The 26726-nt window shown below is 64.3% G+C and carries 16 protein-coding genes; 10 read left to right on the forward strand and 6 right to left on the reverse strand.

Going from position 1 to position 26726, the window contains the following annotated elements; all coding sequences use genetic code 11:
• Both ACYOEI_RS17915 and ACYOEI_RS17920 read right to left on the reverse strand, forming a co-directional pair.
• Positions 1 to 642 carry a (2Fe-2S)-binding protein gene (locus ACYOEI_RS17915; protein ID WP_462850909.1) on the reverse strand — a complete coding sequence of 214 codons (642 nt, stop codon included), beginning with the start codon at positions 640 to 642 and terminating at the stop codon, positions 1 to 3.
• Positions 643 to 900: 258 nt separating this feature from the next.
• Complete coding sequence (locus ACYOEI_RS17920; protein ID WP_462850910.1) at positions 901 to 1785, reverse strand: sulfurtransferase; 885 nt, start codon at positions 1783 to 1785, stop codon at positions 901 to 903.
• A gap of 409 nt (positions 1786 to 2194) precedes the next feature.
• On the opposite strand from ACYOEI_RS17920, the gene folP reads away from it, so the two are divergent.
• From folP to ACYOEI_RS17950, 6 genes are all read left to right on the forward strand, one after another.
• Positions 2195 to 3043 carry a dihydropteroate synthase gene (folP, locus tag ACYOEI_RS17925; protein ID WP_462850911.1) on the forward strand — a complete coding sequence of 283 codons (849 nt, stop codon included), beginning with the start codon at positions 2195 to 2197 and terminating at the stop codon, positions 3041 to 3043.
• Positions 3040 to 4314 (forward strand): glutamate-5-semialdehyde dehydrogenase, encoded by a 1275-nt coding sequence (locus tag ACYOEI_RS17930; protein ID WP_462850912.1) that lies wholly within the window; start codon positions 3040 to 3042, stop codon positions 4312 to 4314. The genes folP and ACYOEI_RS17930 overlap by 4 nt, the downstream gene beginning before the upstream one ends.
• Before the next feature lie 243 nt (positions 4315 to 4557).
• Positions 4558 to 7980, forward strand: coding sequence for a PKD domain-containing protein (locus ACYOEI_RS17935; RefSeq protein WP_462850913.1), 3423 nt, complete (start codon positions 4558 to 4560; stop codon positions 7978 to 7980).
• A gap of 165 nt (positions 7981 to 8145) precedes the next feature.
• Positions 8146 to 8490, forward strand: a complete 345-nt coding sequence (locus ACYOEI_RS17940) for a hypothetical protein (RefSeq protein WP_462850914.1) — start codon at positions 8146 to 8148, stop codon at positions 8488 to 8490.
• A gap of 93 nt (positions 8491 to 8583) precedes the next feature.
• Positions 8584 to 9198: an RNA polymerase sigma factor gene (locus ACYOEI_RS17945; protein ID WP_462850915.1), complete on the forward strand. Its 615-nt coding sequence runs from the start codon at positions 8584 to 8586 to the stop codon at positions 9196 to 9198.
• A 581-nt stretch (positions 9199 to 9779) separates the two neighbouring features.
• Positions 9780 to 10811 (forward strand): DUF1559 family PulG-like putative transporter, encoded by a 1032-nt coding sequence (locus ACYOEI_RS17950; protein WP_462850916.1) that lies wholly within the window; start codon positions 9780 to 9782, stop codon positions 10809 to 10811.
• Positions 10812 to 11006: 195 nt separating this feature from the next.
• Here ACYOEI_RS17950 and ACYOEI_RS17955 read toward each other — a convergent pair whose 3' ends face one another.
• The 4 genes from ACYOEI_RS17955 to ACYOEI_RS17970 all read right to left on the reverse strand — a co-directional run bounded on the left by ACYOEI_RS17955 (position 11007) and on the right by ACYOEI_RS17970 (position 19899).
• On the reverse strand, positions 11007 to 15122 hold the full coding sequence (locus ACYOEI_RS17955; RefSeq protein WP_462850917.1) for an ATP-binding protein: 4116 nt from the start codon (positions 15120 to 15122) through the stop codon (positions 11007 to 11009).
• Positions 15123 to 15523: 401 nt separating this feature from the next.
• A complete protein-coding gene (locus ACYOEI_RS17960; protein ID WP_462850918.1) occupies positions 15524 to 18241 on the reverse strand; it encodes a YfbK domain-containing protein in 2718 nt (905 codons plus the stop codon).
• A gap of 20 nt (positions 18242 to 18261) precedes the next feature.
• The gene (locus tag ACYOEI_RS17965) at positions 18262 to 18801 is read right to left on the reverse strand and encodes an RNA polymerase sigma factor (protein WP_462850919.1); all 540 of its coding nucleotides are present in this window, start codon (positions 18799 to 18801) and stop codon (positions 18262 to 18264) included.
• Between the two features lie 156 nt (positions 18802 to 18957).
• The gene (locus ACYOEI_RS17970) at positions 18958 to 19899 is read right to left on the reverse strand and encodes a LysR family transcriptional regulator (protein WP_462850920.1); all 942 of its coding nucleotides are present in this window, start codon (positions 19897 to 19899) and stop codon (positions 18958 to 18960) included.
• A gap of 568 nt (positions 19900 to 20467) precedes the next feature.
• On the opposite strand from ACYOEI_RS17970, the gene ACYOEI_RS17975 reads away from it, so the two are divergent.
• The 4 genes from ACYOEI_RS17975 (at position 20468) to ACYOEI_RS17990 (ending at position 26415) form a co-directional block, all read left to right on the forward strand.
• The gene (locus tag ACYOEI_RS17975) at positions 20468 to 21604 is read left to right on the forward strand and encodes a DUF1559 family PulG-like putative transporter (protein WP_462850921.1); all 1137 of its coding nucleotides are present in this window, start codon (positions 20468 to 20470) and stop codon (positions 21602 to 21604) included.
• Positions 21605 to 21698: 94 nt separating this feature from the next.
• The gene (locus tag ACYOEI_RS17980; RefSeq protein WP_462850922.1) at positions 21699 to 22199 is read left to right on the forward strand and encodes a hypothetical protein; all 501 of its coding nucleotides are present in this window, start codon (positions 21699 to 21701) and stop codon (positions 22197 to 22199) included.
• A 317-nt stretch (positions 22200 to 22516) separates the two neighbouring features.
• A complete protein-coding gene (locus tag ACYOEI_RS17985) occupies positions 22517 to 24964 on the forward strand; it encodes a DUF1549 domain-containing protein (protein WP_462850923.1) in 2448 nt (815 codons plus the stop codon).
• 17 nt (positions 24965 to 24981) lie between these two features.
• Complete coding sequence (locus ACYOEI_RS17990; RefSeq protein WP_462850924.1) at positions 24982 to 26415, forward strand: DUF1501 domain-containing protein; 1434 nt, start codon at positions 24982 to 24984, stop codon at positions 26413 to 26415.
• Positions 26416 to 26726 lie beyond the last annotated feature (311 nt).

The raw sequence follows: 26726 nt of genomic DNA on the forward strand, positions 1-26726 counted from the left end.
TCAGGCTCCTTTCATGGCTTTGGCCGCGGCGAGCGCCGCCTGGAAGACGCCGATGTACGTGCCGCACCGGCAGATGTTGCCGTCGAGCCCACGCTTGATTTCCTCGAGCGTCGGCTCCTTCCCCTTGTTCTGGTCGAGATAGGCCTTGCACGCGGTGACGAAGCCGGGCGTGCAGTAGCCGCACATCAGGCCATCGTTCTGGTGGAAGGCGTGCGCGACGCTATTCTCGCCCGAGTCGAAGCTCTCGAGCGTCTCCACCGTCTTCCCCTGGCACGAGACGGCCAGCGTGGTGCACGAGTAGATCGGCAACCCGTCGACGATTGCCGTGCAGGCGCCGCAGCTCGCGCGGTCGCAGACCCGCTTCGGCCCGGTGACGTCGAGGCGATGTCGCAGCGTGTCGAGCAGGGTGCTCCTGGTCTCGACCAGGCAGACCTTCGCCTCGCCGTTGACGTGCAGCGAGAGCTTGACGTTGCCCGAGAGCAGCTTCGGCCCCGCCTCCGCCTCCTTCGCCTCATCCAGGGCCGCGTTGGCCGGCGCGGTCAGGACCGCCGAGGCCGCCGCAAGGCCCGATCCACGCAGGAAGTCGCGGCGGTTCGGCGCGGCCGTCACGGTCCCGTTCGCCTTGGGATCGTTGTCTGTCATCGAGCGTGGCTCCCAAATTCGCGGCAACCCCTCGTCCCGGTCGGAGAAAGGCGGGGAAGGCGCGTTGCCCAGGAGAATCGATCACGATGACTATGGCCGTCGTCGGCCGAATTGACAAGATCCCACCGGCCGAATCCGGCCGCACGTCCGCGACGGATCCCACCTAATGGCAAGACTTTGCGATTAGCTCTCCGGCCCGATTCGGCAGGCCTCACAAAGGTTCATTTCAGCATGCGAACAATCGAACAAATTTTATTCTCATAAAAACCAACCTCGGGGCGTGGTCTCGCAGGGGAGGTCGTCCCGAGACCCCCACTCGTTCCACGAACCGTCGTAATTGATCAGGTCCGGATATCCTAGCCGGGCGAGGTTGAAGAGGACGACGGTCGCGGCGACGCCCCCGTTGCAGTAGGCGACGGTCGGGCGATCGGAGCGGATCCCGCGATCGTCGAGCCTCTTGCGGACCTCGTCCTCGGGCAAGAACCCGCCCCCTTCGGCGAAGAAGAGCTCGCGAGGCAGGTTGAGGGCGCCCGGGATGTGCCCCCCTCGAGGCCCCCGACGCTTGGCCCCCGTATACTGGCCGACGTCTCGGGCGTCGATGAGTTGGAGGCCGGGCTGGCTGAGCCTCGCGAGGACGTCCGCGGCCGAGGCGCGCAGCTCGCGCCGAGGACCAGGGTGGAACTCGGCGCGAGCCACCTCGACGGGCCCTTCCTCGATCTCGCGTTCCTCCCCGACCCAGCGGTTCCAGCCGCCGTCGAGGACGCTCACCGCCTCGTGCCCATAATACGTCAAGGCCCACCAGAGCCGGGTGGCGAACTGCCCCCCCATGTGGTCCACGGCGATCACCCGGGTCCCGTCGCCGATCCCCCGAGCCGCCATCGCCTCGGCGAACCGCTCCGGCGGGGCGATCTGGGCGGGGACGGGGTCGTCGAGGTCGACGATGTCCGCGGTCCAGTCCACGAAGACCGCGCCCGGGATGTGGCAGGCCAGGTATTCGTCGCCCGCCCCGCGATAGGTCGCCTCCTCAACGCCGGGGCCGGCCGGGCGGGTCGTCACGTAACCTCGGATGTCCACGACCCGAAGGTCGGGGTCGGCCAGGTGTTCCTGCAACCAGTCGGTCGTGACGATGAAGTCGTGGGCCATCGTGGAAGGTTCCGAGAGCTCGGTTCGAAAATCGCTTGGGCCGGGCGAACGTGGCACGCCGCCTGGTGTCGAGTCTACGAGCCTCGACCCCATGCCGCCAGAAAACCTCGACCGATCGCGTTACGGGCGCCGATCGAACTCGGCAGATCAAGCGACCTCCGAAAGCCCTTTGAGGCAAGGTTGAAGTTTCTGCCGGGTTGCAGGGTGTCGTACGATAGCAGGATCCAAGCGCTTGCCGAGCGCTCGGAGGTTGGTGCGCTCTCTCGAGCCGAAATGGGACGAAGCTGTGGGTGGCCGGGTCGGAGCGACGCCCCGGCCACCCGTAACTCGCCTGCCTCGAGCATCATCCGGCGAACGCTCAGAGACGTTGGCGAAATGTAACGAATTTCGAGGCGAGGTTGCGAGCACGATGAGACGTTGGGAGGCATGCGGCCGGGTCGTCGTCGGCGATCGCGTCCCGAAGGTGATGGGGATCGTCAACGTCACGCCCGACAGCTTCTCGGACGGTGGGCGTTCCCTGGGGCTCGACGAGGCGGTGGCGCACGCGCTCCGACAGGTGGCGGACGGGGCCGAGGTGATCGACGTCGGTGGCGAGTCGAGCCGACCTGGGGCCGAGCCGGTGGCGCTCGAAGAGGAACTGCGCCGGGTGATCCCGGTGATCGAGGCCCTCGCCCCGATGGTCTCGGTGCCGATCTCGGTCGACACGACCAAGGTTGAGGTCGCCCGGCAGGCGCTCCGCGCCGGGGCCTCGATCGTCAACGACATCGAAGGGCTCGGCGGCGACCCCGCCCTGCCTCGCCTCGTGGCCGAGTCGGGGGCCGGGGTCGTGATCATGCACATGGCGGGAAATCCTCGCACGATGCAGCTCGACCCGAAGTACGACGACGTCGTCCGAGAGGTCCGCGACGCGCTCGCCCGCCGGCTCGACGCGGTCGAGCCGCTGGGGATCCCTCGCGAGCGAATTGCCGTCGACCCGGGCATTGGTTTCGGCAAGACGTTCGAGCACAACCTCTTGCTCTTGCGGAACCTCGATCAGTTTGCCACCCTGGGATGCGCCGTTCTGATCGGCACGTCGCGCAAGGGGTTCCTGGGGATACTGACGGGGCGCCCGGCCGTCGAGCGGACCTCGGCGAGCGTCGCCTCGTCGCTGGCGGCGGCCGTCCGGGGGGCGAACGTCGTCCGCGTCCATGACGTGGCGGCGATGTCGGATGCGATCAAAGTTTGGACGGCGACCCGAGGATGGGACGAGACGCCATGAGCCAGGTAATCGAAGCGGACTTCCTCACCGAATGCCAGGGTCTGGCTAACCGCGCCAAGGCCGCCTCGAGGGCGCTGGCCACCGCGTCGGGGGCCGCAAAGAACGCATGGCTCTCGCGTTCGGCCAGGGCCCTCTCGGCCCGCACCGACGAGATCCTCAAGGCCAATGCCCGAGACGTCGCCGCCGCCCCAGGACTTGGGCTCAACGCGGCCGCCATCGACCGCCTCACGCTGAACCCCAAGCGGATCGACGACATGGCCCGGGGGCTCCTCGAAGTCGTCGCCCTGCCCGACCCGATCGGCGAGGTCGTGTCGTCGAGCCGACGCCCCAACGGGCTCGAGGTGACCCAGATCCGGGTCCCCCTCGGCGTCATCTTCATGATCTACGAGAGCCGGCCGAACGTCACGCTCGACGCCGCCTCGCTCTGCGTCAAGAGCGGCAACGCGGCGATCCTCCGCGGGGGCAAGGAAGCGATCCACTCGAACAAGGCCCTGCACCGGGTCCTGGCCGACGAGCTCGCCCCCGCCGGCCTCCCCGCCGACGCCGTCCAGCTCGTCCAGACCACCGACCGCGCGGCCGTCGGCCACCTCCTCCGCATGCCCGACCGGATCGACCTGGCCATCCCCCGAGGCGGCGAGGGCCTGATCCGTCGCGTCGCCGAGGAAGCCCAGATGCCCGTCCTGAAGCACTACGACGGCATCTGCCACGTCTACGTCGACTCCGAGGTCGACCAGGACATGGCCGTCCGCGTCATCGTCAACGCCAAGGTCCAGCGCCCGGGCGTCTGCAACGCCGCCGAGACCTTGCTCGTCCACCGCGACGTCGCCCCGAGCTTCCTCCCGAAAGTCGCCGACGTCCTGTTCGGACTCGGCGTCGAGCTCCGCGGCGACGAGCCGAGCCGCACGCTCGTCCCCGCGATGGTCGCCGCCACGCCCGAAGACTGGGGCACCGAATACCTCGACAAGATCCTCTCCGTCGCCGTGGTCGACTCGCTCGACGCGGCGATGCAGCACATCACACGCTACGGCTCGGGCCACACCGACGCCATCCTCACCCGAGACCTCGCCTCGGCCCGGCGGTTCGTCGCCGGAGTCGACAGCGCGGCGGTCGTCGTGAATGCCAGTACCCGCTTCAACGACGGCTACCAGCTCGGGCTCGGCGCCGAGATCGGCATCAGCACGGACAAATACCACGCGCGTGGGCCTTGTGGGCTGAAGGAGCTTACGAGCACGAAGTGGGTGATCTATGGAGATGGACAGGTCCGTGAATGAGAGACCATTTTTAGCCACGGATTGAACACGGATGGAACACGGATAATGATATCGAATTGAATTGGAGAAGGATGAATCGGAGCTTGTGATCATCGGGAGTTGAAACCCATGAGGCTTGACGCTCGCCGGATGCGTTCTTGGCTCCGGATGATCCTTGCCGCGTACATGATGTGGGCGGCGAATGGTGCGAGGGGGGAGGGGGAGGATCTAACGGTCCTCCGTCCGGAGGAATCTCCGCGGAGGATGCTTTATCGGGCCCTCGAAGTGCAGGCGCGGGAGTTATTGCGGGCGAGGGGCAAGGCGGTCGCCGCACTGAAGACTCCCGAAGCGATTCGCCAGCGCCAGGTCGAGATCCGCGGGAAGTTCCTCGAGGCGCTCGGCGACCTGCCCGATAAGACGCCGCTGAACGCTCGGGTCGTCGGCAAGGATCGGCGCGACGGGTATTCGGTCGAGCGCCTGATCTATGAGAGCCGTCCGCATCACCACGTCACCGCCGCCTTCTACATCCCCGACGGCCCCGGCCCGTTCCCCGGCGTGCTCGTCCCCTGCGGGCACAGCGCCAATGGCAAGGCGGGTGAGACCTATCAGAGGATCTGCATCCTCCTGGCCAAGAACGGCATGGCGGCCCTCTGCTACGACCCGATCGGCCAGGGGGAACGGGCCCAGTGGCTCGACCGCGACGGCAAGCCCGCGTTCAAGGGCAGCACCACCGAGCACACCATCGCCGGCATCGGCTCGCTGCTCGTCGGCCGAAGCCTGGCCAGTTACCGGATCTGGGACGGGATCCGCAGCCTCGACTACCTCGCCAGCCGCCCTGAGGTCGATCCCAAGCGCCTCGGCTGCACCGGAAACTCGGGGGGCGGGACCCTGACCGCGTACCTGATGGCGCTCGACGACCGGATCGCCGTCGCGGCCCCGTCGTGCTACATCACCTCGCTCGAACGCCTCTTCGCCACGATCGGCCCCCAGGACGCCGAGCAGAACATCACCGGGCAGGTCGCCTTCGGCATGGACCACGCCGACTACGCCCTCCTCCGGGCCCCCAAGCCCACGCTCCTCGCGGTCGGCACGCAAGACTTCTTCGACATCGACGGGAGTTGGCAGACCTTCCGCGAGCTCAAACTGGCCTTCGGCCGGCTCGGCTATGGCGAGAACATCGACCTGTTCGAGTCCGACGAGCCCCACGGGTTCACCAGGCCCCGACGGGAAGCCGCCACGCGTTGGCTCCGCCGCTGGCTCCTCGACAAGAACGACGCAACGATCGAGACCGACTTCCCCATCGCCACCGATGCCGAACTCCAATGCACGAAGACCGGCCAGGTCTTGAGCGACCTGCTCGAGAAACGTGTCGAACGTCAATCGGTTTTCGACCTGAACCTTAGACGTGCAGTAGAACTGGCCGAGCTTCGGTCAGACCGTCTGTCCGAACAAAGCGCCGAGGACCTGCGACGCGCGGTTCGCAGAGTCATCCACGTGCGCGACTCGATGGCTCCGGCCCGGGTCGAGGTTCGCGGGGAAGCCAAGCATGTCGGCTACACGGTCCGCAAGCTCGTCTACGAGACCGAGCCAGGTATCCTCATCCCCGTGCTCGACTGCATCCCCACCGTCTCCAACGAGAACAGCCGAACGCCAACGGTTTTGGTCGGGTACGACGATCCGGGCGAATCTCTTCGACAGAACGAATCCCTGTTGAAGGCGGGTCACCGTCTCGTCTTCGTTCATCTTCGAGGGATGGGCGAGACGGCAGCTTCGGTCGGCCCCCCCTCGAACCCCGCGGGTCTCGACGTGAAGGAGGCCTTCCTTTCGCTTCACCTGAACCGCCCACTGCTCGGCCAGCGAGTGGAGGACCTGCTCTCGGCCATCGCCACGCTGACCCCGAACGGGGAGACGGTCCGCGTCGATGCGAAGGGCCCCGGCAGCCTGGTCGCCCTCCACGCGGCCGCCCTGGAATCGAAGGTCGTCGCCACCACTCTCCGAGACATGGTGGCCACGTGGGCCGATGTCGCCAAGTCACCGAACTCCTACAACCAACTCGCGGGCGCCGTGCCCGGGGTCCTGGCGGTGTACGACCTCCCCGACCTCGCAGCCCTGGTCGCGGGCCGGTCCCTGACGATCATCGCACCGACCGACCCCGCGGGGCGGATCCTGGCGGAAAATCAGGTCGTGCCGGCCTACCAAGTCGCGGCCGACGCCTTCGCGAAACACCCCGAGGGGCGTCTAAGCCTGGTCATCGAACCCCCGACGCCACGCCTCGCGTCTCCTCTACGTACCATCGACCTGAACCGTGGCGAATCCCAGACGGTCACCCTGCCCGACGGCAAGCCGGCCACCGTCACGCTTATCGATGTCCAGACTCAGGTCGACCCAATCCGAGGCGCCGTACGAGAGGCGACGGTGAAGGTTGAGGTTAACGGAACGCCAATCACCCTCCCCTCGGGCAATTACAACCTCCCCGTAACCGTCGCCGGCGTCCAGGCCGACTGCCCCATCACTCGCGACTACAACGCGAACAGCACCATCGACCATTGGGGACTCGTCAAGGACGCCCGTATCCGCCTCTGGCCGGCAGGCAAGTCGTGGATCGACCCTGCGACCTTCACCTATCCCGCCCGCCAACGCTGGTTCGCAAGCTCCACCCAGATGGCCAATGAGCCGACTTATGTGGATGGCGGCGAAAAACCCTCGCTCAAGTCGATCTACTACCACAGCGGCCTCGACATCGGCGGCGCCGAGGGGATGGTCGACGTCGTCGCCGCAACCGACGGCATCGTCGTCAGCGCCGGCGGGAAAAACCTGCCGGGCTTGGACCTCACGTCCACACCGATTCAGCCCCGTTACGACGTCGTCTACCTCCTCGACGACCGCGGCTGGTTCTATCGATACAGCCACATGGCCTCGATCGACCCGGCCATTACTCCGGGCACCACAGTGTCGATGGGCCAGACGATCGGCGTCCTGGGCAAAGAAGGGGGCAGCGGAGGCTGGACCCACCTCCACTTCGAGATCAAGAGCCGACAGCCCTCCGGCCGTTGGGGGACCGAGGAAGGCTATGCCTTCCTCTGGGAGACCGCCCTGCGCGAGCAGAAACCCGAGTTCATCGCCGTCGCCCGCCCACACCGGCTGACCTGGACCCGCGATCCCGTCACGCTCGACGGCTCCAAGTCATGGGCCCGCCCGGGCAACGCGATCGCCTCCTTCGAGTGGACCTTCAGCGACGGCACGACCGCCCTCGGCCCGAAGGTCGAGCGAGTCTATGATCGCCCCGGATCTTACAGCGAAATCCTCAAGGTCACCGACCGCCAGGGCCACGTCGACTATGACTTCGCCATCGTCCAGGCGCTCGACCGCACCCGCCCCGACGAGATCCCCCCGACCGTCCACGCCTCGTTCTTCCCGACCCAGGGGATCAAGCCCGGCGACCCCGTGACCTTCAAGGTCCGGACCTTCCGCACCACCGACGGCCACGAAACCTGGGACTTCGGCGACGGCTCACCGCCCGAGCCAGCCCACTCCGACGGCACCGTCGACATCCATGCCAAGGACGGCTACGCCGTCACGACCCACCGGTTCGCCAAACCTGGCCACTACCTCATCCGCGTCGAACGGACCGACCGCCGCGGCTCCCAGGGAACGGCGCGGCTGCATGTCATCGTCGGCGAGCCCTGAGGACGATCGAGAAATCCGCCCTCGACAGAACGAGGCCGACGGAACCGGAAGGCCAATCTCGCCGCTCGACACGAGGCGACGATTCCATCGAACGATTCGGATGATGTCGTGATGTTTGTGTTGTAAGACGACCCCCTTACACGTTCCCCTTGGAGACTGCCGAAGGTGGGAGTCGAAATCGAGGTCGGTGGCATCTACACGAACAAGAACAGCCTCTTCGCCCGTGAGATCCTCGAGATCACGGATGATGACGTCATCTACCGTGATTTCGTTCTGGACGATGGGGAACCGCTGAGCTCCTGCCGGAAGTGCTCCCGAGCCACGTTCCGCACCTGGGCCGCTCGCCCATGCACGCTCGAGGAATCGAATCGCCTCGGAAAAGAAAAAAAGTCGCGAGAGGATCGGGAATTCACCAGGATGGTCGGCGACCTGGTCGAGGTTGTTCTCTCAGGCGTGTCGGATGCCGAGCTCCTGGCCGAAGCCCGTCGGCGTCACTTGATCCCCGAATGAATCGGGTACAATCACCTCTGCCACGGCGACGTGCTCGAGATTAATAAGACCGAAATCGACACCCACTGTGAGCCAAGCCTCGGAGCAGGAGCTTTGGTCGATCCCGTCGCCCAAACAACCCAGTTGATTCGATGGGTGGCCCGCATCCAGGCTGGCGACCCTTCTGCACGCAACGAGCTAATTCGCGGTTTCCAGGACCGTCTGGAACGGCTGGTCCGGAAGATGGTCGGCCGGGACCGCAGGGTCGGTCGATGGGTGGAGGCCGAGGACGTCCTCCAGAATGCCCTAATGAGGCTGATGCGTTCCTTGGAGACCGTGCAGCCGGACTCGACCCGCGCGTTCTTCGGCCTGGCCGCGGAACAGATGCGGCGTGAGTTGCTCGATCTCGCCCGACACTTCTACGGCCCGCTCGGTGAGGGGGCGAACCACGAAAGCGTACATCCTCGGAGCGAGGACGGACGCCGAGGCGTCGATCCGCCCGCGCCGGACGCCGAGTCGGAGGACTTGAAACGGTGGGGTCGCTTCCACGAAGAGGTGGAGCGGTTACCGGTACGCGAACGTGAGGTCGTTGGGCTCGTTTTCTATCATGGCTGGACGCAGGCCCAAGTGGCCGAGTTGTTCCAGGTCGACGTGCGGACCGTCCGCCGATGGTGGGAGACGGCGTTGGTGCAGTTACATGCCTCAATGAATTCGGACACCGTCAATTAATTCCCATCGCCCGCCGGATGGTGCGCGAGGACCGTGAGATCAGGGCGGCCGGGTCGCAGCGCAGCGTCGCCCCGGGATCCTCGACGTCCCGCGGTCCAGGGGCGTCGCTGCGCTGCGACCCGGCCAATCCTCTCTCATCCCGCTTCAGGCCAAGAGAACGCACCAACGGCCGAGCGCCAGGAATTCATTTCGAAGTTCATCGCCTCTCGAATCGAATTTTAACTTTTTAGTATCGTCTTGATTCGCGTCAAATATTGACGCGGACGATGTGGTCCGCGATGTCTTGTGCTTCACCGATGCCGCGGTCACCTCCACGTCCTGAACGTCGTTCCTCACATACGTCTGGCAACTCGGCGTAGACGTGGTACGGAAAGTCAGCAGTCGCAGCCATTTCGAGCGGTTCCTTGTCATTTCAAGGAACCCAATGTCCGCTCCGTGGCGCGGCTCTCGCTTACCAGATCACATGACCGGAGGTTTCGCAGAGCCTCCAAAACCGACGAGGAAACGACGGGCTACGCCCAAGGATGCGAATCGTGCGAAGAGTCAGGGCGAAAGGGACCTTTTCCGGAGCGAGCAGGACAATGCTTGAACGACGATCCGGTTTCACCCTCATCGAGCTCCTGGTGGTGATCGCGATCATTGCCGTGCTGATCGCGCTCCTGCTGCCGGCGGTGCAAGCCGCACGCGAGGCGGCGCGTCGCATTCAGTGCACGAATAACCTGAAGCAACTCGGCCTCGCGATCCATACGTACGAGTCCACTCATGGATCGCTACCCGTGGGGCGCGTCTGGAAACCGGTCCCCGGATACGCGTTTCCGGGTTTCTTCATGGGACCTCAGAACACCAACTGGTTCACCCAACTCCTGCCCCAACTCGAACAAGCCGCGGCCTACAACGCCTTCAACTTCGATGTCGGACTCGAAGGTTTGCCCGACAGCACGGGGATGCCTTTGGGATTCGCGGTCAATTCGACCGTGTTCCTGACCAAGGTCTCGGCCTTTCAATGCCCCAGCGATTCCGTCCGCGATCTCCGAGTCACCTGGCCGACCAATGGGAGAGTCATCGTCGCCGCCAGGGGCAACTACGTCGCGAGCTGGGGGAACACCGTCTGGAGCCAATTCAACTCGGCAGGCGGCGGCGCGACCCGGAACCAACCGGCTGTTTTTCGGCCCGCGGCTTTCGGCCATCAGGCCGTGCGACTCTCAGGAATCACCGACGGGACGAACTCGACAATCTTCACCGGCGAGGTGATCCAGGGATCGGAAAACGATGCGAGAGGGGCGGTCTGGACCTTGTCCGGTGTCTTCATGAGCCGCTTTACGCCGAACGGCCTGAATGACTACTACGGAGTGGTCGATCCCCCGCTCAGCGGCGGTGACCGGCTTGGCGAAGGATTTTGCGTGAACGAATCGGGCCGAAAGCTGCCTTGCATCACGGTCCCGTTTCCATTCTACGACTTCTACGCCGGGTCAAGAAGTCGCCACCCTGGAGGGGTAAACGCTGGGTTTGGCGACGGTTCGGTACGGTTTGTCAAAGACACGATCAACGAGCAGATCTGGATCGGACTGAATTCGATCCGTGACGGCGAAGTGCTTTCTAGTGATAGTTATTGATAATATCTTCGCCGAAGTTTACGAATCCCAGGCCGGTTGACTCAGGTTGCATGCTCACCCCAAAGGCACAACGGACTTCGGGAGGAGGTCCGAGGGGGATTCTTCCTCTCGCGCCTTCTCCCCTGAGGGCCATGGTGCTTTTGAGGAGAGGAATTCGCCCGCTGAGGGCTCGGTGGAGGGCGGAGAGAAACGTCGTTATTGAAGGCCGATATTGGGTCCGACGAGTGGAGCGGTCAGCCACTCCGCTTCAGGGACGACGGCCCCGATCTCGTCGAGGATCATTTGCCCTCTTCGACGATACTCGTCGGCCTTGTCGGGAATCACACAAGCGGCGTCGATCAAGGCCCGCGCCTGGTCATAGGGGGCTCCCAGCCTCTCCGCCGCGGTGATCGCTCGCTCGAAGTATCGAGCCGACTTCTTGGTTTTGCCGAGAGCCCGGGCCGCTCGGCCGGTCACGCGCAAGGCATGGGGATGGTAATTCGGATAACGCCAGCCGATGAAGCGAGCGACGTAACTCTCACGCCATGCCTTTCGGGCGTTCGACCTGCTCGGGCCGCCCTTCGAGTCGGCCCAATGGGGGCCGAGCAGGCTCTCTACCAGCAACGGAAAGGTGAGCCCGACGAACTCGAAGACGCAGAAGGCCCGGACGCTCGCGCTCCTCGAACGTTCGGCGGCCTCGCGAGCACCGGCATAGTCGGACGCCTGAAGACGTGCAAAGCTGAGCACGGAGTAGGCAATTCCGATGGTATTGGCACTGCCACGAGCGACGAGGCTGGCCGAGGCGATCGTGGCGAGGTCCACGGCCTCCTCCGATCTCCCCGTCCTGGCGAACGATAGTGCCTTACCGTATTGCCCCCAGGCGATCGTTTCTTCATCGCCGCGGTTCGTGCTGACCGCCACCTCCCATTCCGCCTCGGCCAGCTCCGCAGCCGTGTCGGCGTGGATGGTGTGGATGTGGCGAAGGACGTGGTGGGAGAAGATTCCGAACCAGTCGCCGACCTTGTCAAGCGTCACCGTGGCGAGGCTGAGGTCGGTCGCCGCCTCTTGCAGGCGACCGGAAAAGTAATGTGCGCATCCGACGTGAGCCCTGGCCACGGCCGTGATGTGCGAGCCCTTGCACAACGCCGATGCCTTCCGTGCGAGTTTAATGTAATGATTCGACAGCGAGGCCAACGAGAACATGCCGCAATTGACGCTAAATTTCGTGTAAGCGTAGTGGTGCAAATCCGGATCGTTGGTCTGGCTTGCAAAATAGGCGAATCGATAACATCCGTGGATATACCAGAAGACATTCGTCATCCCGAGGATCTGGAAGAGACGGCTGTAAGTCATGCAGGCGACGGACAGGCGACGATCCCGGTCGGCATCCGCCCGCCGAAGTCGAAATCCCGCGGGAAGTAGGTGGAAACAGAAACCCGTCCTCATAATATCTGCGACGGCGGCGACGGCATTCCGCGGACGCGGGTAACCCAGCTCTCTCAAGGCTAGGTCGAGTGAATGGGCGGCTTCCACTCTCTCACCTTTGTGGTGATACATTTCGCCGATACATTCGTGAGAGATCGCCCTTTCGATGCGATTTCCGGCGTACTTCAGGGCCTCTTGATGGGCTTGGATCGCGACGTCAGGACGCCCTAATGCACCGTAAGCGGTCCCGCGCATCTCCCAGATGTGGTAGAGAATCGAGTGGTCGGCCCGGCGAGGGAGGAGCTCGAATGCTAAATGGAGCTGGGTGAGCACGTTGTTAAAGGCGTAAGCACTCATGGCGACTTCGGCCGCCTCGATCGAGTAGGCCACGGCCTTGGGTTGGTCCTCCGCGTTGCGGAAGTGATCCGCCAGCACCGCGGGAGCGACATACTGTCCGCTCGCCCGCCGGCTTTCGAGCAATTCGGCGACCCTCCGGTGCAAGCTTCGTCGTCGCGGTGCGGAGAGGTCGGCGTAGCTCATCTCGCGAAGCAGATCGTGCACGAATTCAACTCGTCCGGCGTTGCCGGTTTCGCGGAACACGCGACGCGGAAGAAGGGTGTCGATCGCATCAAGAACGTCAGACTCGCTGAAATCCCGGAGCACATCCCTCAGTAAATCGATATCGACCACGGCGCCGATCACTGTGGCCGCTGCCACGACCTGCTGGGTCTTCAATTCGAGGCCTTGCAGCCTGAGCCGCATCACATCCCGCACGGTCTCGGGTAGGTCCGAAGTATCGGCCGCTTCTGTCGAGAGGATCCAAACGGCATTGCTCCGCGTGATTGCCTCCTTCTCATACCACTCTCGGATCGTTTCGGCGACGAAGAACGGATTCCCGCCGCACAACGCATGCACCCGCACGACGAGATCGTCGGCCAGTTCGTCGGGCTGACAATTCAGTCGCAATGCGATCAACTCTCGCGTCTCACTCTCGACGAGTGGGACCAGCCGAATCTCCAGCAGTTGACGATGCTCACGGGGCTGGACCATGAACGTTTCGAGATGCGCGTATCCGGATCGAGCCGAGGCGACGATGATCAGTCGAGGAGGCGATACCGCGCTGACGGAGGAGGACCGACGGCAATCGGAGATCGCAGCGCTCAGGTGCCTGAGAAGGTCGAGCGAGCTTTTGTCGGCCCACTGCAGATCTTCGAAACTCAGGCAGATTGGCTGAATCGCGGCGATCTCGATGAAGAACGCCGACAGGGCACGGTAGATATAGTCGGCCTCCCGGCGATAGTCGACTTGCTGGAAGGCCTCGCCCGGCAGGTACTTTCGCAACTCCGGAGCGATTCGGAGCAGCTCGCCGCTGTAGTTGCCGACGATTGAAAGTAAGCGAGTCATCGACTCCAACGGAAGGCCGACCGCAAGGGTTCCCGTGAGATCATCGTCGACGACGGCCACCGCTTCTCGGCGTTCCTGTAGCCTCAAATCGGCGAGAAGCTGGCGAAGGATTTCCACGAAGGGTTGGAACGGGGAGAGGTTGCCATCGAAGCAACGTCCTTCGTAAACCTGACAGCCATGGCCTCGGGCAATGCGTTCCGCTTCCTGCACCACACTGCTCTTGCCGATCCCCGGCTCGCCGCTGACGAGGACGAGCGAGGGAACGTGGTTGGACGCCTGCCGCTGGGAGGTCAAGCACTGACGCAGCACATCATCGAGAATCTCCTGTTCGCTCGCCCGGCAGACGAAGCCCGTGACCGAGAGCATCGGCCTCGTCGGGGTGAATGTCGTCATGGAGAGCGCGGCTTGATCGGCAAGGCCGAGATACTCGGTGATCGCGTTGCGGAGCAACGAAGTCGAATCGGGACGACGGCGGGGTTGCTTTCGAAGGTATTTCATCACCGCATCGGCGATCGGCCGGGGAACCTCGGGATTGACCTCACTCAAGGGCCTTGGCTTGTCATTGAGCAAAGCCTGCATCAAGGGCCTCATGCCGCTGAGGCGTGCTTCAGGGAAGGGATACCGACCGCTCAGCAGTTCGTAACTGACCAATCCCAGGCAAAAAAGATCGGCCCGATGGTCGAGTTCGTCGAGGTTGAGCTGCTCGGGAGCGCAATACGCGACCGTCCCCACAAATCCTGCCTCGGCCGACAGCGACGACTTCACCCCGCAATACTTCGCCAGGCCAAAATCCATCAGCCTGGTCTCGAAGTAGGACGATCCATCGTCACGGGCGGAGGGCCGGACAAGGATATTCGACGGCTTGACGTCGCGGTGGACGACTCCATGCGCGTGGATATAGTCGAGAGCGTGGGTCAACTGGAGGAGCGGTTCCAAGACTTCCGCGACGCTCTTGCCGGTCAGGCTCGTGATCGGGCGTCCCAGGAAGAGCTCCATCGTAAAAAACGGACCACCGTCGAGTTCCCCGTAGTCGTAGACGCTGAGGCAGTGAGGATGCCTTAGTGCGGCGAGCGAACGAAACTCACGCTCGAATCGACGACGGGCCGTCCCGGTCAACGTTCCCTTCAAGAGTTTCAGGGCCACATCACGGCCATTCCGGCTGTCGCGGGCGCGGTAGACAACGCCCATCCCTCCTTCGCCCAGCTTGGTGCCGATCTTGTATCGTTCGTGCCATAGCTCTCGGCGTTCGAGATCAACCGGCACGTCTATCGTGGCCGTGTTCTCGGCTCGATGGCTCATCGTCGGAGGCGAGTGCCGTGCATCCAGTCGAGAATCGAGATCAAGGAACGCCGCCATCGACGCGACAGCCCGGATCTTTTTCTCAACCTCAGGCGCCACGTCGGGAGAGCTGGCGCAAAGCTGCTCGATGGTGACAGCCTCTCCGCGTTCTTGCAGAGATTGCCATTCATGCACCAGCTTCTCGACCGTTTGGTCGCGATCCATGGAAGTCCTCCACCATCGAGGATTGATAATGGATCACATCACACGAAATCGTTTGTATCGATTCGCAAATCGAAGCGTACCACGGCATTAGCGGAAAATAAAGGGTAATGCCTCTTGCACCAGCAAACCTAACACCGAAGGATTTCAACGAACTGAATGAACCTAATACCGAATGACCCCAATGATGCGAGGCGGCCAGGAGCTTGATTCCCCGGGCCGCCTCGCATCATGACGCCATTCCGAGCCGAAATGAAAGACCGCGCGAATCCTCCCCAGCCATCGACATCCTTATTTAATCCACTGTCAAGCCATCCTCATGCAAGACCGATGGTCTGGGCTTGCATTCTTTCGGGGATGTGGGATCCCCGAGGAATCGGAATCGGGCGGGAATGGCGGGCCGTTCATCGGGCGATCTGCTGGGCCTTGCGGACGAGGTCGACGAACTCGGAGCGGTATCCCGAGGGGTCCTTGCCCACGCACGCGCCGGCGAGCTCGAGCAGGCGGGCGTAGGTCAGGGTTCCCTTGTAGGGGGAACTGCGCAGGAGCATCCCGAAGCCCGCGACGGTCGAGGCGAACTTGAGGTCGTCGGAGGCGTGGGCGTAGTCGGCCCCCTCGTCGACGAGGGGGTGCCGCAGGAGCTTGCTCACGTCGCCGTCGGGCTCCTTGTAGCGGAGCTTGACCACGAGCGTTTCTTTCCGGTCCGAAGGTTCGGGGGCCGGGGCCTTCTGGAATTCGAGGGCGTCGACCCCGGCCTGGCCGTTCGGTTGGCCGGTGGGCACGACCTCGTAGAGGGCGGTCACGTGGTGCCCCGCGCCGATCTCGCCCGCGTCCTTCTTGTCGTCGTTGAAGTCCTGCCTGTTCAGGAGCCGGTTCTCGTAGCCGATGAGCCGGTAGGCCCCGACCTTCGCCGGGTTGAACTCCACCTGGATCTTCACGTCCTTCGCGATCGTCACCAGGGTCGAACCCATCTCCTCGATCAACTGCTTGTGGGCCTCGCGGGAGGAGTCGATGTAGGCGTAGTGGCCGTTCCCCTTGTCGGCGAGCTTCTCGAGCTTGCCGTCCTTGAGGTTGCCCATGCCGAAGCCGAGCACGCTCAGGAAGACCCCGCTCTTGGCCTTCGCCTCGATGAGTTGGGTCAACGCCTCGTCGTCGGTGATGCCGACGTTGAAGTCGCCGTCGGTGGCGAGGATGACCCGGTTCGTCCCCCCCTTGATGAAGTGGGCGGTCGCCGTGTCATACGCGAGCTGGATCCCCGACGCACCGTTCGTCGAACCACCCGCGTGGAGCTGCTCGATGGCCGAGAGGATCTCCGCCTTGTGGGCACACGAGGTCGAGCGTAACGCCAGGCCCGAAGCCCCGGCGTAGACGACGATCGCCACGCGGTCGTTCTCGCCGAGCTGCTCCACCATGCGTTGGAGCGACGACTTCACCAGGGGGAGCTTGTTCGGCTGATCCATCGATCCCGACACGTCGAGCAGGAAGACGAGGTTGCTCGGCGGGCGCTTGTCCTGGGCGATCGGCCGGCCCTTCAAGCCGATACGGACGAGCCGGTGTCCGGCATCCCAGGGGCAGCCGGCCGCCTCGACGCGGACCGAGAACGGTTCAGGCCCGGCCTCCGCGGGGGACGGGTCGTCGTAGGGGAAGTAGTTCAGGAGCTCCTCGATCCGCACCGCGTCCTTCGGGGGTAATTGTCCCTGGTTCAAGTACCGGCGGACGTTGGCGTAGCTCGCCGTGTCGACGTCGATCGAGAAGGTCGACAGCGGTTCCTGGACCACGGGGATGAACACATTATCGACGATCGGCGTGAAGACCTCTCCCCCCTGCCCCTCGACAAGGGCCGCTTGGCCTTGGATGAAGAGTTGTTGGCCTGGGACCAAGCCTTCGCGAGTCTGGGGCTCGAGGCCAAAGCGGTCGACTTTCATCCTCCTGGCGATTTGGGCGTCGGCCGGAAGGAGCGCGAGTTGAGTGGAATTCGCTCCGCCCATGGCTCCCGGGTTTTGCCCCTGACCCTGGTGCTTGCCCTGGCCCTGACCCTGGCCCTGGCCTTGACTCTGCCCCATCATCGCCCTGCCGCCCATCATCGACTTCTGCCCCGCCTGTCCCTGAGCGGCGCTGGCATCTAAGAGCCTCTGGCGAGATTCCCCACGGCCCAGGGCCAATTCGCTCTTGCCAGGAGAAGGATTCCCTTGCGGCCCGAGGGTGGGCGTCAACGCCGGGACGGTAAATCCTGGCTTGGGTGCCTGCTCCGAACGGGCGGCGGAGTCAGGGCCGCCACGATTCATGCTCACCGATCCATCGGTCACCGTGTAGTGAGCGGGAGCGGATGCCAGGGCGTCGGGAGCCGCGGGGGGAGGAGCCGCACCGTTTCCCTGGGCGTAGGTATACGGCAAGTCCGAGAGCTGGGCGTTCCGGTCTTTCGCGTCGGATGAGTTCTGATCGAGGTCCCCGGATTTCGACTCCTTCGCCAGCCGATTCAGAGCCTCCATTTCGGCCGGCGCGGGTGCCGCAGCCGGCGACTCCGGCAGCACGCGTTTGTCGCCAGCAGCCAATTCCGGCAACCCATCGACGGCAGATGTCGCCGGGTTCCCCACGGGTTGAAACACCGACTTGGGGTCCGTCCTGGCGGCCAGCGACCGGGATTCTCGACGGGCATCGAAATCGGAGACGGCCTTGGATTCGGATGCCGATTCGGACGCGATCTGTTCCCGACGGAATTCCGTCGATGGCATCGACCGAATGGGTGCGACCGGGGCGGGGGCGAAGGCCAGTTCGGTGCGCTGGGTGCGGAACTTGTGAGAACTCTGCAAGGCGAGCGCCGCCACGAAGAAGAGGCTGGCCGCGGCGGCATAGCCGACCCAGCGGGGGATGCGTGAGGACTTCGGGGCGTGTTGGGGGGTCAGTTCGAACTCGATCACCTTGCGGTGTTCGGGGGCGAGGCCGGGACTCAGCTCGCTCCCGAGCGACTCGGTGAGGAGCTGGGCGGTCTCGCGGATCTCTTCGACGAACCGACGCGCCTCGGGATGGTCGGCGAGCAAGGATTCGACCTCGTCTCGCTCGGCGCCGACGAGCTCGCCCAGCGCGAAGGCGGTCAGCCGGGGGTCACTGGCGTCGAAAGTCATGAGGGGTCTCCTTCTTCGATTCACGAGGTGGCTTCGGCGGGCCGGCCGTCGAGCAGTTGGTGGCGGATCGACTTCAACCCGACGTGCAGCAGGTAGCCGACGTTGGTCACGCTGTAGCCGCTGATCCGGCTGATCTCCTGGTAGGAGAACCCGTTCTGGAACTTGAGCCGGATGACTTCCCGCTGTCCGGCCGGCAGGGTTTCGAGGAGGTCGAGGATCCTCGTGGCCGACTCGCGGCGCTCGACGACGTCGGCGGGGTCCGGGTCGGCACTCGGACGCCGATGGACCTGTTCATCGCTCAACCGAGACATGCGACTCTCCTTCCTCAACACGTCGAGCGCCCGGTTGCGGCAGACCGTGAAGAGCCACTCCGCCAGCCTTGGATCGATCGTCTCGCGATCCTGGCCGCAGAGGCGGAGGAAGGTCTCTTGCACGACGTCACGCGCCGCGTCGGCGTCGCCCAGGAGCTTGGCCGCGTACAGCGTCAACGACGCCTCGAATCGGGCGACGGCGGCGCGGACCCACGGCCCATTGTCGGAGGACTTCGCTTGGCCTGGCATTCGGCTCGCTCGCAGAGGGGACGAATTCCCGAACATCCCTTCAACGCACGGACGGCAGGTTTCTTAGCCCCGGTGCCGAAACTCGATTTTTTCACCGACCCGACATCGGGCTAAGAAAGAAAGGGTGACAGAAGACGATCCGCAGATGACGACCGTTCATGACACCCGGGCGGACCTGCTGGATTCGAGGAGCAAGTCTTCCAGCAATTGAGCTTGCGGCCGGGGTTTGCCCCGACGGCGGAGCAAGTACAACTGATCGGGTGGGATGAGATGCCCGACCGGGATCTTGACGACCCCGGGCCCCGGCTTCCAATCCGGGACGAGGGCGGTCAGGCCGATGCCGAGCTTTCTCCTCACGAATTCCTCGATCGCCTGGAACAGGCTGACCTCGATCGTGACCTTGAGGCGATCGATCAACCCGGCCACGCGGAACACATCATCACATTTCTGGCGCCAAAGGAACATGGAAGGGGGCATGATCAAGGGTTCCTCGACGAGATCCGCGAGGGTTATCGAAGTCCGCCGCGTGAGGGGATGGCGGGTGGGGACGAGCACATTCGACGGGCGCTGGGACAGGACGATCATTTCCAGGGACGAACGTTGTTTATTGCCGACCAGGCTCCCCGTGACGACCGCCAGGTCGGCGGCCCCCGAAAGGAGATCCTTCTCCGTCTGCTCGAGCGAGGCCCCCAGCGAGACGCAGACCTTGGTCGAGGGGTGACTGCGTTTGATCTCGGTAATCGGGCCGATCAGCTCCCCGGCGGTCGATCCGGGGGTGGCGATCACGCGAAGCTCGCGGGGGATGTCGCCGCGGAGCTGGCGGAAGACCTCCTCGAGCGAATCGACGCTCCGGAGCAGGTCCGAGATCAGATCGAAGAGGGCCTGGCCGTCCTCGGTCGGGCTCCAGGCCCGTCCGTGGCGCTGCAGGAGGCTGACGCCGAACTTGCGCTCCAACGCCCTGACCTGTTGCCAGACGCCCGAGTGCGAGAGGTTCATCGTCCGGGCCGTGTCGGCGAACGACTTCTGCTGCAAGAATTCGCAGAAAATTCTCAGTTGGGTCAGGTTGAATTCCTTGAACCGTTGGGGCTTGTCCGCCATCGCGGCCCTCCAAGTTTAAGGTTTTGAAAATGATCTATTGCAAAGTTTTAACCAGTACAAGACTTGCAAGCTCGACCTTTCTGGAGCAAAGTCGATCCAGCATTCGACGCCGGCGGGATTCAAGAACACTCCGTTGCGTCGTGGCCTCGAGCGAGCGGACGCCTTCGCGAGCCCGGCCAGGCCCCGAATCTTCCGGACAGAACGTCCGGAACGGGCTCAATGCGAAGGGTCCTTCCGTTCGCTGTTTCTTCGGATGAGCCCACCGCGAACCTCGAGCGGTCCGTGCTCCACCTGACAATCGGGAGAGGCCTCCCCCTCTCGCTCCATTCCTTGAGACGTCCGATCCTGGGAATGATCTCCGCGGCGATGCGATTCAGGCGACCGAGTCCGTGATCCTGAAAGCGCCGGCGAAATCGAACGTGGCCGGATCCCCTCCGAGCCGTATCGACCTGATTTTACCGCCCCGTTGTTAGGTCCCCGGAAACGGCCCGCCCGGTTCGAGCCCGAAGGAAAGGCATCGAGCCATTACATCCACACTTATTCACAACAATCCATCGAGGACTCCCCCATGCCTCTCACGCGGCATTCATCGGCTCGACGCGGATTCACGCTGATCGAGCTCCTGGTCGTCATCGCGATCATCGCCGTCCTCATCGCCTTGCTCCTCCCGGCCGTGCAGTCGGCGCGCGAGGCCGCGCGGCGGATCCAATGCACCAACAACATGAAGCAGATCGGCCTGGCGCTGCACAACTACCACGACACGAACCTCACCTTCCCACTCGGGGGTTCGACGAGGAATGACAGCAACAACGTCAATGACAACTGCCTCCCTTGGCGTGCGATGATCCTCCCCCAGATGGAGGGGGGGACCATGTTCAACAACTTCAACTTCTCCCTCAACCCCACGAGCCCCGCAAACCATTTCGACAAAGGAGCCTGGTACACGGTCTGGGTGACGATCCCGAATGCCTGGCTCTGCCCCTCGGACGGCGACAACGGCAACGGCCGCCTCCCGCTCGGCTCGTACGCGACCGGACTCGGCCAGTTCACCCAGGCCGACCAGTCCACTCCCATCGACCCCAAGACGGGCCAGCCGACCCCCGTGGTCGGCGTGACCAACTACGTGGGGAGCTGGGGCGATAACTACGCCGGCGGGCCCTTGAACGGCGGCCTTCCCTGGGAGACCTACCCCGGCGACAACCTCGCACCGGGCCAGTCACGCATCGGCTATTTCGGCTACTGGGGCACGCCCATCGGGCCTCCGCCGACATGGACCAATGGCGGAGGATCGCTCCGCGGGATGTTCGACTATGCCTACTCGCAGATCGTGGCGATCCAGGGCATCACCGACGGCACGAGCAACACCATCTTCGTCGGCGAGTCGCTCCCGCAGAAGCGGGCCAACCTCTCCTTCTACGTCAATAACGGGGCGACCGCCGGCACCACGATCCCCATCAATTTCGACTCGAATTCGATCGCCCCGAACGCCCCGGGCTGCAACCCGGCCATCTGGGAAGGCGGGAATCAGCCGGGGTGCCGATTCAGCGCCGCGGCCGAGGGTTTCCGGAGCCGACATCCCGGTGGCGCGAACTTCCTGATGTGTGACGGCTCGGTCAAATTCCTGAAGGCCAGCATCTCGATGCCCATCTTCTGCGCCCTGGGGAGCCGGGCCGGCGGCGAAGTGATCAGCGCCGACGCCTTCTGATACGACCCGAGATCCTGTCCAATTCCTGGGCCCCCCGGGAGTCCCCGACTCCTGGGGGCGGATCGCTCGCCTTTCAAACGACGGATGACAAGGGATGAGTACACTGATGGGACGATCGCTTCCGTACCGGTCATTCGACGCCCTCGCCTTGACTGCCGGCCTGGTGTTTTGCTGGGGTTGCGGTGGGGACGAAGGGATCGGCACGCGATACCCGGTTCGCGGCACCGTCACCTACAAGGGGGCGCCGCTGGAGAAGGGGACCATCAACTTCCAGGCCCTGACGCCCGAGGGCCGAGGGGCCAGCGGCGACATCCAAGGGGGCGAATACAGTCTCACGACCCAGACCCCTGGCGATGGCGCACTGCCTGGGAAATACCGCGTGTCGATCATCGCCAGAGAGGCGGACTTTTCTTCGATCCAGACAACCTCGAAGAAACAGGGCGGAACCCTCCCATCCAAGAAGGACCTCGGCAAGGTCTTTCAGAAGGCCAAGCGGCTGATCCCCGCCAAATACGAATCCCCCGCGGCCTCCGGCCTCGACGCCGAGGTGAAGGAGCAGTCGAACACTTTTAATTATCCACTCACCGATGGATAGCCGCTCTCTAGAGTCCACAAACAGTCGAGCAAAACAACGACACCCCTCGCGGATCTCCACCAGTTCCGAACCGGAAGAAGGCTTCACCACAAGGGCACAAAGAACACAAAGGACACCCCAAAGTAGGTCGGAGGAGGATTGGTTCCCAGGTTCCTCCTCTTTGTGTCCTTTGTGCCCTTGTGGTGAAATCCTCACGCGGTGAGGGTCCGGTGGAGGTCCGCGAGGAGTGTCAAAACAACCCGGGCCAATTCGGATCCGCCTGCACCGAGGCGATTGACATGAATCACTTTCGGATTTGGCTCATCTTGCGAGACAGAATGCCCGCGATTCCCGCCCGAGCGATGGTGGCCCTCGCGCTGCTCTTCCATGCGGGATCGGCGAAAGCTCTCGAGGACGAGGCCTCCGGCGAAGGGGCGATGTTCTTCGAGAAAAATATCCGCCCGATCCTGGTCGAGCACTGCTACTCCTGCCATTCCGAGGGCGCGAAGAAGATTCGCGGGGGTTTGCGGCTCGACAGCAAAGTCGGCTGGCAGAAGGGAGGGGACCTTGGTCCCTCGATCAAGCCCGGCGAGCCCGATCAAAGCCTCCTGATCGAAGCGGTCCGCTACAAGGAAGGCTCGTTGCAGATGCCGCCGAAGGGGAAGCTCGGCGACCGCGAGGTCGCACTCCTGACCCGGTGGATCGCGATGGGAGCCCCCGATCCGCGGGGCGACGGCGCCGGGGGCAACCCGTCGAAGAAGTCTGCCGCCGGAGACCTCTGGTCGTTCCGGGCGGTTTCCGACCCCGCCGTCCCCGAGGTCGAGGACAAGACGTGGTCGCGATCGCCGCTCGATCGCTTCATCCTGGAGAAGCTGGAAGGCTCGGGCTTGAAGCCCGCGCCGGAAGCCGACAAACGCACATTGATCCGCAGGGCCACGTTCGACCTGATCGGGCTCCCACCGACGCCGGAGGAGATCGACGCCTTCCTCGCTGACGATTCAGAAGAGGCGTTCGCCAAGGTGGTCGACCGACTGCTCGCGTCTCCCCACTACGGCCAGCGTTGGGGGAGGCACTGGCTCGACGTGGCGCGCTACGCGGACTCCAACGGCCTGGACGAGAACACGGCATACGGGAATGCCTGGCGCTATCGCGACTACGTGATCGCCGCCCTCAACGCGGATCGGCCCTACGACGAATTCCTGATCGAGCAACTGGCCGGCGACCTGCTCCCCGCGCAAGGGCCGCAAGCCGAGGTCCATCGACGTTGGATCGCCACGGGCTTTCTCTCCCTCGGGCCGAAGTCCCTGGCCGAGGTCGACGAGAAGAAGATGGTGATGGACATCGTCGACGAGCAGCTCGACACGGTCAGCCGCACGTTCATGGGGTTGACCCTCGGGTGTGCCCGCTGTCACGACCACAAGTTCGACCCCATCTCCACTGCCGACTATTACGCGCTCGCGGGGATCTTCCAGAGCACGAAGACGATGGACTCGCTCAAGAAGCTCGCGAAGTGGCACGAGCACTCGCTCGCCTCGGAGCAGGAGCGGGCGAAGCTGACCGAACACGAGGGGATGGTCACGAAGCAGAAGGAGTCGATCGACGCATTCATCCGCGAGGCCAACGAGCGATTGACGGCCGCGGGGGGCAAGGATTACAAGCTGCCGGCGGAGCCCGAGGCGTCCTACCCCGACGCAACCAAGGCCGAGTTGAAGAAGCGACGTGACGCCCTGGCCGAGTTGGAGAAGGCCGCGCCCGAGATCCCCTCGGCGCTCGGCGTCGAGGAGGGGACCGTCGCGGATACCCCGGTCCTCATCCGGGGCAACCCCCTGACGCCCGGGGCGACCGTCGCGAGACGATTCCCAGCCCTCCTTTCAACGAGCGCGTCGCCACCCATCGGCAAGGATCGGAGCGGGAGGCTCGAGCTGGCCCGTTGGCTCGTCGACGGGGACCATCCCCTCACCGCCCGGGTCATGGTCAACCGCATTTGGCGCTGGCATTTCGGAGAGGGGCTCGTCCTCACCCCCGATAATTTCGGCACGATCGGCGACCGGCCCGTCCACTCCAAGCTGCTCGACTGGCTCGCCCGGCGATTCGTCGAGGGGGGATGGTCGACCAAGGGGCTCCATCGCCTGATCATGCTCTCGAGCACGTATCGGATGGGCACCGACCGGGATCCCAAGGCCTCGCAGGTCGATCCCGAGAACCGGCTCCACGGGGGCTGGACGCCTCGCAGGCTCGAGGCCGAGGCGATCCGCGACGCACTCCTCGCCGTCAGCCACTCGCTGGACCTCCGCCAAGGGGGGGGCGTACTGCACGTGAAGAATCGCGAGTATCTTTTCGACCACACGTCCATCGACAAGACCCGTTACGATTCCCGACGGCGATCGGTCTATCTGCCGGTGATCCGCAACAACGTCTACGACGTCTTCCAGCTCTTCGACTTCTCCGAGCCGACGTCGATGAACGGCCATCGGTCGACGACGACCGTTGCGCTTCAATCCCTGTTCATGATGAACAGCGACCTGGTCAATGAGGCGGCCGGGACGATGGCCCGGCGGCTGCTCGACCAATCTCCCGACGACGGCGGACGAATCCGGCTCCTCTTCGAGGAAGCATACGGTCGACCGCCCTCGGACGTCGAGATCTCCCGGGCACTCGCGTTCCTCGGGAAATATACGCAGGCCGCCGCCCGCCATGAGGAGGACGCCGCGAAGCGGAGGTTCCTCGCGTGGCAATCCTACTGCCAGGCCATCGTGGCGGCGAATGAGTTCATTTATATTCGTTAAGAGGGAGGCCCGGACCCATGGATCGTTCCCCACAGCGACGCCCCTCCCGCCGCCGCATGCTCAAGGACTCCGCGTTGGGCTTCGGCTCCCTGGCGATGGCCGCGATGCTCGGCGGAGAATCCTCGGCGACGGCGTCGGTGGCGTCGACCCCCAATCCCCTGATGCCTCGCCTCCCGCATTTCGCCCCCAAGGCCAAGCGGATCATCTTCCTGTTCATGAGCGGAGGGCCCTCCCAGGTCGACACGTTCGACTACAAGCCGCTCCTCCAGCGCGACGACGGCAAGCCGTTCCCGTTCGCCAAGCCGAGGGTCCAGTTCAACGGGACGAGCACGTTGCTGGCCTCTCCCTGGCAATTCCGCCAGTACGGCGAGAGCGGGAGCTGGGTCAGTGAACTCTTCCCCCACCTGTCCGGCTGCGTGGACGATATTTGCTTCCTCCACTCGGTGTACGGCACGAACGCGGCGCACGGTGGGGCCGTACTCAAGCTCCACACGGGGAGCGACAACTTCGTCCGGCCCAGCATGGGTTCCTGGGTAACCTATGGCCTGGGCACCGAGAATGACAACCTCCCCGGATTCATCACCATCTGCCCGACGCTCGCGTTCGGCGGCGTGAAGAATTGGGGCTCGGCCTTCCTGCCTGCGCCCTACCAGGGGACCCCGCTCGGCAACGCCAGCATCCCGGCGGAGAAGGCCCGGGTCAGCTACATCAAGAACAAGCAGACCCCCGCCGACCTCCAGCGGCTCCAGCTCGACCTGCTCGCGGAGATGAATCGCGACCAGCTCGCTCACGAGGGGCCCGACGCGGCCCTCGAAGGGCGGCTGGAATCATTCGAGCTGGCCTTCCGGATGCAGGCCGAGATGCCGGAGATCGAGGATCTCTCGAGGGAGTCGAAGGCCACCCTCCAGGCCTATGGCCTCGACGACCCGGTCACGGCGAATTTCGGCCGCCAGTGCCTCCTCGCCCGACGTTTCACCGAGAGGGGCGTCCGCTTCGTGCAGGTCACCCACAACGACGCCGAAGTGCAGTGGGACCAGCACAGCAACCTTCGGAAGGCCCACGCGAAGAACGCGCGCGAAGTGGATCAACCGATCGCGGCCCTGTTGAAAGACCTCAAAGCACGCGGACTCCTCGACGACACCCTGATCCTCTGGGGAGGAGAGTTCGGCCGGACCCCCACGGCCGAAAGCGGTCGCGATGGGCGGGACCACAACCCCGACGGCTTCACGATGTGGCTCGCAGGCGGGGGGGTTAAGGGGGGATTCCACTACGGCGCGACCGACGATTACGGATTCTTCGCCGTCGAGCGCAAGATGCACGTCCACGACCTCCACGCGACGATCCTCCACCTCCTGGGGCTGAATCATGAGCGGCTGACGTATCGCTACGCGGGGCGTGATTTCCGGCTGACCGACGTCGAAGGGCAGGTGGCTCGTGAGATCATCGCCTAGAGCGGTTCACGCACGCGTTGCGCACGTCGGAGGAGAACGGGGACGGGCTCCCGGCCGGGTCAGGCTGGGCCCCTCACGGGTCAACTCCGAGGCCGGGTGCCTGTCCCCATTTTCCGGGCCGTCGCCGTCCGCTGCGGCGGAAACGGGGACAGGCACCTGCGCTTCGCTGCGGAGCCAGTCCCCCTTTCCGCCTCCGCTCTCGGGTCGAGCGACACGTCGTGCCCTGCACCAGCCGCACGTTAGCCGCTCTGGGACGTCTACGCCCCGCCCCCGCCCCCGCCGGTCAATCGATCACGATCAGATCCCGGCTG

Source organism: Singulisphaera rosea, from assembly GCF_054877945.1.